Genomic DNA, 13,979 nt, shown 5'->3' on the forward strand with positions numbered 1-13,979 from the left:
CAAATATTCTCTATTTCCTTTTATTTTCAAAAAAAGTATTTTGCATATTTTCTCAAGAAAACAATAATTAAGAAACATTGTATTCGCTTTCTTTAGTATATTCACGCACATCAATGAATAGGCTTGATTTATTAGAAATTTATAAAATTTTTGCATTATAATAAAACTATTGCCAGTTTTTGAAAAAACCTTTATTCTCTTCTTGTAATCAAAAATGAATATGGAGATGAAACATACTATGGGTCAACTAGGAGACGCCGATTACGTTCCCGACACCGCCTTTTTATCTTTCCCAGCAGCTAAAACATTTCACTTAGAATTTATGATACAGTTGGTTGTTATTTTCATAGCTTCTATTTTGTATGCAATTTCTATGAACATGTTTTTTATCCCGCATAATATGATTAGCGGTGGATTTGCTGGTGTAGGGATGATTATCGGTTATTTAATGCATTACAATATCGGTGCACTTATCTTTTTACTAAACATTCCTCTTCTTATTTTAAGTCACTTTTACTTAGGCAAGAAGACAACCTTTTTAACAGCGTATTTTGTAGCTGTATCATCTTTAGCGATGAACATTATCCCAGTACATCAAGTTTCAGACGATATTTTACTTTCTTCTGTATTCGGTGGTGTAATTTGCGGAGCAGCTTCAGGAATCATATTCCGATTTGCTTCTTCAACAGGTGGTTTTGATGTCGTTGGATTGATTGTAGCAAAACATCGAGATATTTCGATTGGAGCAATCATCTTTGGATTCAACTTGATCTTACTTGTTGTAGCAGGATTTATTTTCGGATGGGATATTACGCTTTATACGTTAATTAGCCGGTTTGTAGTCAGCAAAGTAATTGATGCCGTGCATACAAAACATATTAAATTAACGATAATGACAGTTACAGAAAAAGGTGAGGAAATAAAAAGCGCACTATTACATCACGGCATACGCGGGGTGACAATGGTAGATGCTGTCGGCGGCTATACAAACCATAAGAAAAAAATGATTTACACTGTCGTGACTCGATATGAGTTAGGCGAAATGAAACGTATTATCCGTCAAGTGGATAACAAAGCATTCATGAACATTACTGAAACAGTTGAAATTGTCGGCCGTTTCAAACGCATATAAAAAAGCGCAAGGAACTAACATTCCTTGCGCTTTTTATTTTTTACACTTATTACAAAATCAGATAATTCTATTATTGTGTCCCTAAATGTGTTATAATGAAAACAGACTCACAAAAAAAGAGTATATAGACTTGGAAGTTTCTCATATTTTACAAACAAAAAGAAACGAGAAGTCGGGTATATTTCAGTCACCATACACGTAACGGTTTAAAAACCGATCATCTTAGTTATTCTTCACTAATCTTTTTATAAAAAGATACGTACAACTAAAATTCACTTCAATATACTATACCTACCTTTTTGACTTCCAAATCATCTTATTACATAAGGAGATGAACATATGAATCAATATATACGATATACAATAGCTGTCCTGTTTGCCATTATCGGCGGTGTGATTTGCTTCTGGACAAACACTCAGCTTGGAGAGAATATCATTTTTAATGGAATCGAAACACTTGTAAGCGCTTCAATTTTAGGCGGATACATTTATTTCCTCTTCAATCCAGAAGAAAATGCTCAAAAAACAATGTTATTAACAATGATCGGAATCGTTGGTGGATGTATTTCCTACTCAATGACAAACTATACATTACCACTTCAATTAAGCTCTGCTTTCTTCCACGGTCTATGGACTTGGTTTATCGCATTCTGCCTAGCAGATGTATTCAATCTTTTACAAGACACTGAAGAAGAAAATGGTCGTCAAATTGAAAGTAACTCGTAAGCTGGAAGAATATCTTCCGGCTTTTTTGTTTGCTATTCTTTCCTGTTCATACTCCATCACCAAAATAAAAAGAAGTTACCTCCACGGCAACTTCTTTTCCATATACCCCACTTAGTATTCACTTAAATATATCAACGATTTTTCAAATATATCGATCGTTTCTCCACTTATATCAACGATTTTTTCATTATATCGACGATTCGACACAAGATATCGATTTAACGACAATCTTCGACACTCGAAACACACAACATACCCTATCCCCCAAGCAACTTACTGCCGAACTCTACGATTAAAAAGATAATTAATAGGATCGCGAGTATCTTTAATGCTACATATGCTACTTTAAAAACAACATAAATGAGCAAGACTATCAAAACAATTGATAAAATTTCCATATTTACTTCCTCCAAGCTTTGCTCTTCTTATCTTATTTTACTCGTCCTAGGCTGTTTATGGAACGTTATAAGATGACATATAAAAAAGAGGATACCTCACCCATCGTAAGATACCCTCGCCTGTAGCTGCTCAAACCATTCTCTCTCTACTTGTAAATATCCCATTCCACTCTTCTCAGCACTCTCCAATTCTTTATCAGCTTTCTTCATATAAGTGCGGGAAGCTTCCATATCGTCCTCTAAATATTTAATAATTCCTTGTGTACGGTAATATCCGTTTAAATCCATTTTGGTAATGGCCTTTGCATGTTCCTTTGCTTCTTGCAGAGAAAGGCTATTTATCTGATAAAGAGCTTTATATAAAAGATACCAACTATGAAAACTACTAACGAAAAATTTATTTTCCTTCGTTACAGATAGTTGAACAATTTGTTCTATATACGGTATTGCTCTTTCCATTCCCCTTTGATCAGCTCGGGCATAAAAGACGAGCATAAGTCCGCTCATTATCTCTCTTATACTTTTATCCTCTTTTAATTTTTCCTCACTAAGTTCTACTAATCTCTCATCCCAATCTTTCGGTCTTTTATAACTAAATAACTCACTCGATATTTGAATCGTATATAAATGCTGCTTAGCTTTTTCATCATCTTTAATTAAAATGAGAAATTGCATACCATCACTCAGAAGCGTTCCTTTTATCGGCACGATTGTAACTGCAAAAATCACAAAGTGGAAAACGGAAAAATATAAAAGATATTGATAATAACTCACCATATATATGTAACCTGAAGTAATACCGAATAGTAAACTCATAATTGGCCCACCTAAAGTCATCCATGCCCATTTCTTTGAAAGGTTCGGTGTCTCTATAGAAGACGGCGCTAACATCACCACGCCACCAAAGTACGCCCATAATTTATTTTCTCGAATGCGTAATTTGCCTTTTTCCTTTTGAACAGTGATAGGTCCTACTGTCATAAATTTAAAATTCAAACCACCTATCAAGCCAAATAGTACGTGCCCTAGCTCATGAATGGCTAACACTAATAATACAATTCCAAATACTGCCCATATATTCAACATTACTTCTAATTTTCCAGTTCGGATTACTCCGTATAAAATGGACAAAACTAGCGCCGCCGTCATTGAACTAGCTGGCCTTCTTAAAATATCCACTCTTTTCTCTCCTTAATAAATCATTTTCCTCTGCATTTCGTACATGAATTTTCCGAGATGCAATATCCAAATAAATGAGATTAAGCCAATTAATACAAAATCGATATTACTAGCCGCTGTATATATAACGGCAGCCCACCATACATATGCTAATATTGTATTCGTAAATTCATACGCTTTATATCCAGCCTCATGCACAATGTGTTTTAATCCTTCATCTGCGTTTTTCGTCCACATTTTCATAGATTCCATATATGTTACACCTTGTTCAGGATATAGCTTATTATAACGATTTTTTGTTATGAGCCCGATAATCACTACAGTAGTTAAACAGACAATAGAAGCTACTAAATTCCACACCGCAAATGAAACATTTGTATCCTGCACCAGTGCACGTCTACATGTAATAACTGCATATACAAACCATGCCTGCGTAACTATATCACCTACACGTAAATATATACTTATAATGCCTAATTTTCTGCCTTGTACGCTCTCTTCTTCATCGCGTGCTTCCGCTAACATACGTGTATTCTTCCAAGTGTAGTACATCATTAAAATTCCAAAAATAGTACATACACCTATAAATAGATTAGATGATAATTTTCTCGGTTCATCCGAGAGTAAATCTAAAGCTATATAAGATGTTAAAAAACCACCCATCATACTTAATGCTATTTTCCCCACAAAATCAAATTGTTTTTTTCGTTTACTCTTCATCGTCCTCTTCCCCCTCCACTAACGTGAATATTTCCTCCACCGGTACATTGAAAATTTTTGCGATTTTTAACGACAATACAATAGATGGTGCATAATCCCCACGCTCAATTAAACTAATCGTTTGCCGTGATGAGCCAATCGCTTTCCCTAAATCCCCTTGTGATAAACGATGCTTTGCTCGCAATTCCCTCACTCGATTTTGAAGCTTCATATCTTCCCTCTTTTTCATTTATTTAATTAAAATTGTAAATAATATCCTTATTTTTGTCAATTATAATTGTCATTACGACTATAATAATTGACAAAAATAAGGATGTATTATGATGAAAATAACCTATATAATGAATGTGAAATATTAAACAAAGGAAGTGACATATGAATAAAACATCTACTTTTTCCTATATTCTTACTAAGCTTACAGCGACTTTCCTATTATTATTATTTATTAGCACGCTTCTCTTAACAACTAGTCAACAAACATTATATAGTTTCTTAGCTGGATTACGAGAACTGCTATATGTTCCCTTCGTTCCTATTCTTGCTGCATATGCATTTTTTTGTTCTATTTGCATCGATAAATTGAAATTAAAAACACATACAAGACTGAAGACATTATTACTTTATATTTTTTGCGGCTATTTATTTTTTCTTCCCTTCCTAACATTTAAAGAAGCTAGTCTAATACAGTTCTTGTTCCTCGGATCAATTGGTGCATTATGTTCTCTTTCTTTCTATTTATGTACAGTTATAGCAACAAAATTTAAGTGGCTACAATATTTCGTACCAAGCATTGTGTTTATTATATTTATCACAATTAACTTAGTAGATTTAGAAAGGTTTGGAACATCAAAAGAACAATGGGTCGAAACAAAAACAGATAACTCTTTCGAAGCATCTTTTCAACATTTTAGTGGTAAACATAAAGTCCCAATTGAACTAAAACGAGGGGACATATTAGAATTCACCATTGAATCACGAGCTGAAAATTCGAATGGCTACATGGGGGACATAAAAATGGCTAGTGAATTTCAAGAGGAAGAAAATTATTTAGCTCCAGCTGGACCTAATACATACCAGTTCGCGGCAATTAAGACAGGAACTTATTACATTATAGTTAGCGGAAATCAGCTAAAAGGAAAGTTAAAAATAGATTGGAACATAAAATGAAACTTTAATCAGTGGGGGTTTTGTTCATCCCCCACTGATTATCAACCCTCACCAATCGGACTTTTACGGGCAGCCCGACAAATAGCGGGATAAAATAAAAAAGGCAGTGCTTTTGCACCTCCTTCCTAAATTTTGACATAGAATGGATTCCATATTAACTTGCGTTTTGTAACAATACTCGTTTTAACTGTTTACGGAAACGAATGCCTAGCGTAATTGCTACGATTACGATAACTCCAAAAATGATTTTACCAATATGACCTTCTAACACCCCAAAAATATCATGTAAGTTTCCACCTAACCAATAACCACCGATTAAGAAGAATGACACCCAAAACAGAGCACCTGAATAAATTGTAATCGCAAAACGACGGAATGGTAGATTAATAATTCCTGCAAAGTATCCTGTAAAATGGCGTACACCAGGAATAAAGAAACCGATAAAGATCAGGAAGTACCCATACTTATCAAACCACATTCTTGTTAAGTCGATTTTTCTTTGTGTTAAAAATACGTATTTCCCATATTTTTGAACGAAAGGCATACCTAATTTATTTCCTAAAAAGTATTGAATCGTCATTCCTACACTTGTCCCAATAAAGGATAAGATAATTAAAATTGGTAAACTTAAATCACCCTTCTGTGCTAAAAATCCCGCATATGCTAATGTTGGCTCTCCCGGAAACGGAAGCGCAATATATTCTAACAGCAACCCGACAAGTACAACATAATACCCGTATTGCTGAAATAATTCATGAACCCATTCCATGTCATCTCTCCTTTCAGTCACGTACAACTTCTTACTATTATTGTATAAAAAAAATGTCGAAATAACTATCACAATAGCTTACATTTTTATTACATTTTTGTAAGGCTCACACTAAATTTTTTTGTTCTCTATTTACTTATATCTATTAGCATTTAAAAACAAGCTAACAACTATATATCACGCGAATGAAATCCATTAATATACATTTTTTATCCAATTTTTAACACTAAAAAACTATCTTATTTTGTTCTCTATAAAAAACCACCACAAACTCATACGAACTTCATATTAGCTTCATATACGTATTGTAAGATTATATCGGAATTTGTTGAAAAATTTAGCTAATATATGACTAAACATTAAATTGAATAAATATAAGTCGCTTTTCGAAATTGAAAAAAGGGTGAATAAGAAATGGAAGCTTATAAAATGCACGATTTTATTAATACGAATGTTGAATCTCATCAAAATGAAACCGTTTTTAATTTACAAATATGTGAAACAAATGAATTTGACGTAAGTTTAACAAAATCTACTACGCTGTCTTTTATCGTTTCAAAAAAGAACATTAAGATTGTCACTAGAAAATGGGTGAATTCAAATCCAGAAAGCATGATTGGCAAAAGCTACATCATTCCAACGAAAGCTTTTCACTATTTCTTACCAATTATTTCTGAAACTGAAGATGAACTAAATATTCAAGTTCAAAGTTTTGGACTACATGGTGAGCTTTTATTAAACGAAAGATTACTTATTGATAAAAACAACAAATGCAATCCAAAGATTACTACCTTCTTTGAAACATTAGATGAAAATGTTAATCAAGCATTACGAGGATTACAAATTCATTGTATGTAAGACTACTACAAGAAGTAAAAGGAGAATATAATGAAAAAATTATTATTAAGTGCGCTATTATCATTAGGATTTTTAACTCTTCCATTCACTACTGCAGAAGCAGCTACAACGAAAGATCAGCTTATCGTAAACACACAACTAAATAAAATGGATTATTATCAAAATGGAAAATTCATAAAAAGTTTCACTGTCGCTACTGGAAAAGCAGCAACACCTACACCTAAGGGTACTTTTCAAATTGTAAATAAAATTAAAAACCGTCCTTACTATACAGGAAAAATTAAAGGCGGCGATCCACGTAATCCACTTGGGGACCGCTGGCTCGGATTAAATATGGCAGGTACTTACGGAACAACGTATGCGATTCATGGAACTAACAATAATCAAGCAATCGGGAAAGCAACAACACTTGGTTGTATTCGTATGTTTAACAATGATATTCACTGGTTATTTGAGCGCATTCAGCAGCAAGCTACTGTCACTGTAAATTAACCTAAGAACAAGATTTACGTGTAGCCAAGAATTTTATGTCTTGGCTTATTTTATTTATTCATTTACAGTAGCAAAACAACTGTATTTACATATATAATAAAAATAGATTGCGTTCAACATCATCGTAACATTGATAAACATGGATATTAAAATTATACAGTTATAATATTTTATAAATTTTACAATACATACTATAATAGAACTACTGTAATTCTGAAATATTCAGTGACACTAAACAATCCCCCTTGCTACTTTCATTACTATTTTATAGCGGGGGCTTATTATATGTATAAACAATCTGAGTCATCCGAAAAATGATGAATTCGAATATTGCAGTAAAAAGCGTTATTTAGGAGGTGTTACTATGACGCATATACTGGTGATTGAAGACAACCCAGATATACAAGAACTTATTCGTGAATTTCTAATGGCACAAAACTTTACTGTTGATGTAGTTGGTGCTGGTACAGAAGGCATTCTTCTTTTCCAAAAAAATTCATACGACCTTGTCCTCCTCGATGTAATGTTACCAGATATAGATGGCTATAGTATTTGTAAAATTATGCGAGGACAATCTGATGTACCAATCATTATGCTAACAGGCTTACATAATGAAGAAAGTGAAATTAAAGGATTTGAGTTAGGTATTGATGACTATATTACAAAACCGTTCCATTACACCGTATTTATAAAACGTGTAGAAGCTGTATTGAGAAGGGCAGCAACGAAGGAAGCAGAAGCTGCAACTATACTACAATTCCATGAATTGATGTTAAATTCTACAGCATATGCCGCTTATGTTCATGGTAATCAAATTGAATTGACTACAAAAGAATTTGAAATTATATATACTTTACTGCAAAATCGGGGAAAAGTACTATCAAGAAGTGATTTGTTGAATAAGGTATGGGGCTATGAACATTTTGGTGATGTGAGAGTTATAGATACACATATTAAAAACTTACGAAAAAAATTAGAAATTCCTTATATTAAAACGGTGAAAGGCATTGGCTACAAAATCGAATCGTAGCAAAGACAACATCACCAAAAATATATTCATCAAAACCTTATTATTTTGTATTTTGTTATCACTTTGTCTTTATCAAATTATTTATTTTCTAGCCTCAAATTACGATAAAGATCGTTTGAGAGCGTCTGGAACACAAACTGCGGAACAAGCGGAATCAGACAAACAAAACGACCAAAGTAAAACAAAGCAAAATAAAGCTGTGTCAGAGAGTAGCATCTCTAATTTTCAATCTTCTCAAATAGACATGAATACACTCTCTACAGCCATCAATCATCTTTTGCAGCCTAGCCAAACTGCAAAAGCAAAAGAACATGCACAAAATATTCCGGGGAAAAGTAACACAACGTCTTCACTTACAGAAGCGGAAAAGCAAGTTACTAACAATGATGCCTTACATACACAAAATGCAGCAAGTAAAACAAATGATACACATGATAATCCATCGTTAACAGATGTGTTGCAGCAATTAGCTCCACATATTGGGGCGACAATGCTTGCATTATCTCTGCTTGGATCTTTAATCTACGCAAAAATAATCGCCAAACCTTTCCAATATATGAGCGATGCTTTAAAAGATATTATGAATCTTGATTTCTCAGATAAAAAGCTACTTAACAAAAATACAGATCAAACAGATTTTAATTTGCAAGTAGCTGCCTCACAAGTACCTACTATTGTGAAAAATTTACATGAAAGCAATCAAGATTTAAGAAATGAAATCAAGAAGGAACAACAATTAGAACAATCTCGTAAAGAATTTATGTCTATGATATCCCATGAATTAAAAACACCAATCGCAGCCGTTATGGGACAACTCGATGGCATGATTCACGGAATTGGCGCTTATAAAGATAGAGATAAATATTTAAAACGTTCATATGAGATGATGCAAGATATTAACATATTAACGGAAAAGGTGTCAGAATTATCCAAAATACAAAACCCTCAATTTAAACCCAATTTAAAAGTTATCTCATTGACTAATATTATTGAGGACGTTATAAAGAAAGTAGATTATTTTGTATCTGTAAAACAATTAAATGTTCAATCTAACATTAAACAAGATGTACAAATTTTAGCTGATCCTAAATTTATGCAAACTGCTATTTTTAACATTATTTCAAACGCAATTCATTATACAATTGACCATCAGCATGTATATATAAAGCTTTATGAAAAGCCAAACGGTTACGCATTAGAAGTATTAAATACAGGTTCTCAAATTGATGAAGATAAACTTGCCCATTTATTTGAGCCATTCTATCGCGCAAATCCTGACAAACATGGCTTAGTACAAGGTAGTGGTCTTGGGTTATATATTGTAAAACAAATATTAGATAAACATCAGTTTCCTTATGGAATACAAAACACACCTCAAGGTGTAAAATGCTCCATTGTATTCCCAAAGGCAATGTAAAACCTATTGTAATTTCATACCCCAAATTCATACTTTGTATGAATGGCGGAATTTTGTAGAGTATGTTACTCTGTTTCGTTCGCCCGTTGTCCTTATTTGGATAGCGGGCGTTTTTTATTTTAAAAGGAGGATTTTTATGGAGAAGTTTAAGTATTCACTACTCGTTTTACTCGGTGCTTGTAGCTACGGCGTGCTTTCAACTATTTTCAAACTCGGATTTATTAACGGATTTTCAGCACATCAACTATTAGGGGGACAATATGTCTTCGGATGGATTGGACTACTTCTGCTCGTTCTTTTCTTTTCACGCCATAAAGTAACAAAAAAGCAATTCTTGTCATTATTAACAGTCGGCACAACAATGAGTATGACTGGTATTTTCTATGCTATTTCTGTAGAAGAACTGCCAGCATCTATCGCTGTCGTTCTACTCTTCCAGTTCACATGGATCGGAGTAGTCATCGAAGCTATTGCAAATCGAACGTTTCCAAGTCGTGAAAAAGTTATATCTATCATCATTTTATTCACTGGTACATTGTTTGCTGGCGGTGTCTTTGAAGGTCTAGGAGAAAGTTTTTCTACGAAAGGTATTATCTTTGGATTATTAGCTGCTGTCTCTTTTTCATTCTATGTTTTTGCAAGTGGACGCGTTGCTACAGATGTTCCGCCTTATACGAAAAGCTTTCTCATGACAACAAGTGCTACCCTTATCGTCTGCCTATTCTTCCCGCCAACCTTTTTAACAGATGGTGCCCTGCAAGCCGGTCTATGGAAATATGCTTTCTTCCTCGGATTGTTCGGCGTTGTCGTACCTGTCATTTGTTTTTCAATTGGTGTACCGAAAGTCGGAATAGGACTTGGTACAATATTAGGAGCAGCTGAATTACCAACGGCCATTATCGCTTCTATTACACTTGTACATGAAGTTGTAACGCTTATGCAGTGGATTGGAATTATATTTATATTGTTTGGTATTTTCACTCCTCAGCTCCTTACGTATAGAAAAGAAAACAAACATAATCGTGTGCATAGTGCATAAGAAAAGACCTTTCATTTACTTGAAAGGTCTTTTCTCTCTCGTTCACTTTACCGCTCCATACAGTTTCTCTATCTCATGCTCAATTTGTTTTACATCGATTCGTTCAAATAATGGCTGCACGCTATCAATTCTATTGGGCAACGTATTTTGCGGTTCCCAATTTCGTTTAACAATCGACAATGTGTTTCGAACTCTTTCACTTGAAAATGGTAAAAATGGTTCAAGGAGATTTGCAAAATTAGCGATAAGATAAACACAATTATAAATCGTTTCTTCACATGAAACTGGATCATCTTCTCTTTGTTTCCAAGGCTGCTTTTCGTCAAAGTATTTATTTGCAAAACGTACTGCATCAAATAATGTTTCTAGAGCCACTTTAAATTTAGTTTGCTCAATTGATTCTCCTACATTTATATATAATCCTTCTATCTTCTCTTTCAGCTCTACATGAATAGTTCCCTTCGGTACAACGCCATCATAGTACTTTTCAATAAACTTTAATGTCCGGTTCACAAAGTTCCCATATGCACCTAACAATTCACTATTATGACTGTAAATAAACTCACGCCACGAAAAATCAGTATCACGATTTTCTGGTGCATTTACTGTTAAAAAGTAACGAATCGAATCTGGATCATAGCTTTCTAATATATCAGGTACCCATACTGCCCAGTTTTTACTTGTCGATAATTTTCTTTTTTCTACCGTTAAATACTCATTTGAAACGATATGACGAGGAATTGCTTCTTCTCCTATTCCAAGTAATACCGCTGGCCAGATGATAGAGTGAAATGGAATATTATCCTTTCCGTGTACATAATACGTTTTCGTTTCTTTATCCCAAAACTCTTGGTCATCTTTCCCTGTTTTTTCAGCCCAATGTTTACTTGCAGAATAATATCCTGTCACTGCTTCAATCCATACGTAAATTTTTTTATCTTCATACCCTTCTACTGGAATTGGTACCCCGATTGGTAAATCACGTGATACAGCCCTATCTAGTAATCCTTCCTTAACATATCTCTCTGTTAGTTGAATCGCATTGTCACGCCATGCCCCTGTTTGCTTTGCGATTTCTACATCCCTTTTAACTTGCTCCTGAAATGTATGCAATGCGAAATAGAAATGCTCTGTTTCCTGTACAGATGGCGTACTACCACATAACTTACATTTCTTTTCTAACAAATCGAGTGGATCTAAAATGGCCGAACAAGCATCACATTGATCTCCTCTTGCTGCTTCATGGCAATGAGGACAAACTCCTTCTACGTAACGATCTGGTAAAAACTGTGTACACGTTTCGCAATATGCTTGTTCCACTGTTTTTTTATAAATATAACCTTCCTCTAATAAACGTAAAAAAACTTTTTGAACTGTTTCATGATGATGCTCGCTATCTGTACGTGTATAGCAATCATAAGTAAAACCAAGACTATGAAAACATCGCTCAAACTCTTCGTGATACTTATCAGCAATTTCTACCACCGTCACACCTTCTTGTTTTGCTCTAATTGTAATGGGTGTTCCATTACAATCACTTCCTGAAACATACAACACATTCTCACCTTTTGCCCTGTAATAACGTGCTAAAATATCTCCCGGTAACAAACTAGCAATATGCCCAAGATGTAACGAACCATTTGCATACGGCCAAGCGCCTCCAATAAAAATACTCATCTTACATTCCTCCTTTTAAATATAAAAAAGCCCCACCCTTATCTTAAAAAAGATAAGGGCGGGGCTGTATAAACAGTCGCGGTACCACCTTATTTCGCCAATTACTCACATAATTAGCCTTAACAAGTACGGAGCTATGTGCTCTTATACTGTGGTTTTGATAACGAGTACCAACTCTCGTCGCCGCCTACTATTATCATTTGATAAGTTCAGGACGAAGCTCAAAGGCCATTGTTCAAATGAGTATTCTTGCTTCTTCTCACCTACCGAAGCTCTCTGGAAAGAATGGTTTCATCCTACTTTTCCTTTTCAACGCTTTTACGTATAACACGTATTTTACGACTTAATTACAGAAAAATCAAACTCTATTTCAAAAAACAGGAAATCCCATCTTCCTGCCGAATAACTATACGTTCACAAAAGGAGTGATAATATTGAATCAAAAACAACTAAGCGCACGTAATGAAAAAAGCTGGAATGCAGCTGCTTATGAAGCTTGGACGAATCGCCACGGGGCGCCAGTTGATTATGCGAAAAAGATTATGGAAGAGCCCACACGCGAAGTAGCACATTATTTACCTTACATACAATCGCCAAAAGGAAAACGTATTATTAATTTACTCGGGTCAAAAGGAAATAAAGCCGTCGCTCTTTCCCTATTAGGATCTGACGTAACAGTTGTTGATATTTCAGCGAGTAATGCCAAATATGCAAATGAACTTGCAGAAGCCGCTGGTGTCTCTATCCAATACATCGTCTCTGATGTACTGGATGTAAATCTTTCCGAATCATTTGATGTCGTCTTGCTGGAACTTGGTGTACTTCATTACTTTTTAGATTTAAAACCACTCTTTCAAAAGATTGCTAACTTACTTAAACAAGATGGAATGCTTATTCTTCGTGATTATCATCCTGTTTACACTAAATTATTAGGTGTAGATCATCCATCATTTCGGGCCAATGGAAATTATTTCGATAAAGAATTGATTGAAGATGATGTTGCTTATAGCATTCTTCTTACAGAATCGCAGAAAGAGGCTTTACCGAAAACAAACATACGCCGCTGGACATTAGGAGAAATTGTTACAACACTTGCGGAAGAACGTTTTAAAATTGAAAAGCTAGTTGAAGAACACGGATCTCATCAAAGGTGGGTTTTCCCTTCTACTTCACCTGAAGGAATTGAAGAACGTATACCAGGTCTATATACATTAATTGCGACAACATGCAAAAAAGGATCCCTTCACGGATAGGATCCTTTTTGCATGCTTACGCATATAAGTTGAGGTTGGAGATTACCATAATTCTGTAGAATAGGACACAAGATATTTCAACATTTTGTCTCTGACTTACGTCGTCAAAAAGGGGTATGACC

15 protein-coding genes and 1 other annotated feature are annotated in these 13,979 nt (G+C 34.4%); of the genes, 9 read left to right on the forward strand and 6 right to left on the reverse strand.

Annotated elements, in window-relative coordinates; genetic code table 11:
- Positions 1-238: 238 nt before the first annotated feature.
- Both ACUN26_RS21705 and ACUN26_RS21710 read left to right on the forward strand, forming a co-directional pair.
- A complete protein-coding gene (locus tag ACUN26_RS21705) occupies positions 239-1,132 on the forward strand; it encodes a YitT family protein (protein WP_000530042.1) in 894 nt (297 codons plus the stop codon).
- Positions 1,133-1,471: 339 nt separating this feature from the next.
- On the forward strand, positions 1,472-1,858 hold the full coding sequence (locus ACUN26_RS21710; protein WP_001077779.1) for a DUF3938 domain-containing protein: 387 nt from the start codon (positions 1,472-1,474) through the stop codon (positions 1,856-1,858).
- Positions 1,859-2,115: 257 nt separating this feature from the next.
- On the opposite strand, the gene ACUN26_RS21715 is transcribed toward ACUN26_RS21710, so the two are convergent.
- The 4 genes from ACUN26_RS21715 to ACUN26_RS21730 all read right to left on the reverse strand — a co-directional run bounded on the left by ACUN26_RS21715 (position 2,116) and on the right by ACUN26_RS21730 (position 4,366).
- Positions 2,116-2,256 carry a DUF3985 family protein gene (locus ACUN26_RS21715; RefSeq protein ID WP_000404759.1) on the reverse strand — a complete coding sequence of 47 codons (141 nt, stop codon included), beginning with the start codon at positions 2,254-2,256 and terminating at the stop codon, positions 2,116-2,118.
- A 96-nt stretch (positions 2,257-2,352) separates the two neighbouring features.
- Positions 2,353-3,405: a site-2 protease family protein gene (locus ACUN26_RS21720; protein ID WP_002093078.1), complete on the reverse strand. Its 1,053-nt coding sequence runs from the start codon at positions 3,403-3,405 to the stop codon at positions 2,353-2,355.
- 42 nt (positions 3,406-3,447) lie between these two features.
- Positions 3,448-4,155 (reverse strand): DUF3169 family protein, encoded by a 708-nt coding sequence (locus ACUN26_RS21725; protein WP_000837707.1) that lies wholly within the window; start codon positions 4,153-4,155, stop codon positions 3,448-3,450.
- Positions 4,145-4,366 (reverse strand): helix-turn-helix transcriptional regulator, encoded by a 222-nt coding sequence (locus ACUN26_RS21730; protein ID WP_000776158.1) that lies wholly within the window; start codon positions 4,364-4,366, stop codon positions 4,145-4,147. Before ACUN26_RS21730 ends, ACUN26_RS21725 begins: the two co-directional genes overlap by 11 nt.
- A gap of 164 nt (positions 4,367-4,530) precedes the next feature.
- Between ACUN26_RS21730 and ACUN26_RS21735 the strand changes: the two genes are divergently transcribed.
- The gene (locus ACUN26_RS21735) at positions 4,531-5,322 is read left to right on the forward strand and encodes a hypothetical protein (RefSeq protein WP_001044578.1); all 792 of its coding nucleotides are present in this window, start codon (positions 4,531-4,533) and stop codon (positions 5,320-5,322) included.
- A 154-nt stretch (positions 5,323-5,476) separates the two neighbouring features.
- Here the strand turns inward: ACUN26_RS21735 and ACUN26_RS21740 are convergent, their stop codons facing one another.
- The gene (locus ACUN26_RS21740) at positions 5,477-6,091 is read right to left on the reverse strand and encodes a DedA family protein (protein ID WP_000455364.1); all 615 of its coding nucleotides are present in this window, start codon (positions 6,089-6,091) and stop codon (positions 5,477-5,479) included.
- Between the two features lie 414 nt (positions 6,092-6,505).
- On the opposite strand from ACUN26_RS21740, the gene ACUN26_RS21745 reads away from it, so the two are divergent.
- The 5 genes from ACUN26_RS21745 (at position 6,506) to ACUN26_RS21765 (ending at position 10,927) form a co-directional block, all read left to right on the forward strand.
- A complete protein-coding gene (locus ACUN26_RS21745) occupies positions 6,506-6,949 on the forward strand; it encodes a DUF3978 family protein (RefSeq protein ID WP_000388765.1) in 444 nt (147 codons plus the stop codon).
- 30 nt (positions 6,950-6,979) lie between these two features.
- The gene (locus ACUN26_RS21750; protein WP_000735064.1) at positions 6,980-7,441 is read left to right on the forward strand and encodes a L,D-transpeptidase; all 462 of its coding nucleotides are present in this window, start codon (positions 6,980-6,982) and stop codon (positions 7,439-7,441) included.
- Between the two features lie 364 nt (positions 7,442-7,805).
- On the forward strand, positions 7,806-8,471 hold the full coding sequence (locus tag ACUN26_RS21755; RefSeq protein WP_000148831.1) for a response regulator transcription factor: 666 nt from the start codon (positions 7,806-7,808) through the stop codon (positions 8,469-8,471).
- Complete coding sequence (locus ACUN26_RS21760; RefSeq protein ID WP_000201947.1) at positions 8,449-9,888, forward strand: sensor histidine kinase; 1,440 nt, start codon at positions 8,449-8,451, stop codon at positions 9,886-9,888. The genes ACUN26_RS21755 and ACUN26_RS21760 overlap by 23 nt, the downstream gene beginning before the upstream one ends.
- A gap of 136 nt (positions 9,889-10,024) precedes the next feature.
- Positions 10,025-10,927, forward strand: a complete 903-nt coding sequence (locus tag ACUN26_RS21765) for an EamA family transporter (RefSeq protein ID WP_000410521.1) — start codon at positions 10,025-10,027, stop codon at positions 10,925-10,927.
- Between the two features lie 42 nt (positions 10,928-10,969).
- Here ACUN26_RS21765 and metG read toward each other — a convergent pair whose 3' ends face one another.
- On the reverse strand, positions 10,970-12,604 hold the full coding sequence (metG, locus tag ACUN26_RS21770) for a methionine--tRNA ligase (protein ID WP_000021594.1): 1,635 nt from the start codon (positions 12,602-12,604) through the stop codon (positions 10,970-10,972).
- Between the two features lie 51 nt (positions 12,605-12,655).
- Positions 12,656-12,926 (reverse strand) — a binding site (T-box leader).
- A 112-nt stretch (positions 12,927-13,038) separates the two neighbouring features.
- Between metG and ACUN26_RS21775 the strand changes: the two genes are divergently transcribed.
- Positions 13,039-13,857: a class I SAM-dependent methyltransferase gene (locus ACUN26_RS21775; protein ID WP_001072219.1), complete on the forward strand. Its 819-nt coding sequence runs from the start codon at positions 13,039-13,041 to the stop codon at positions 13,855-13,857.
- Positions 13,858-13,979: the final 122 nt, after the last annotated feature.

This window comes from Bacillus sp. WC2503 (assembly GCF_052682895.1).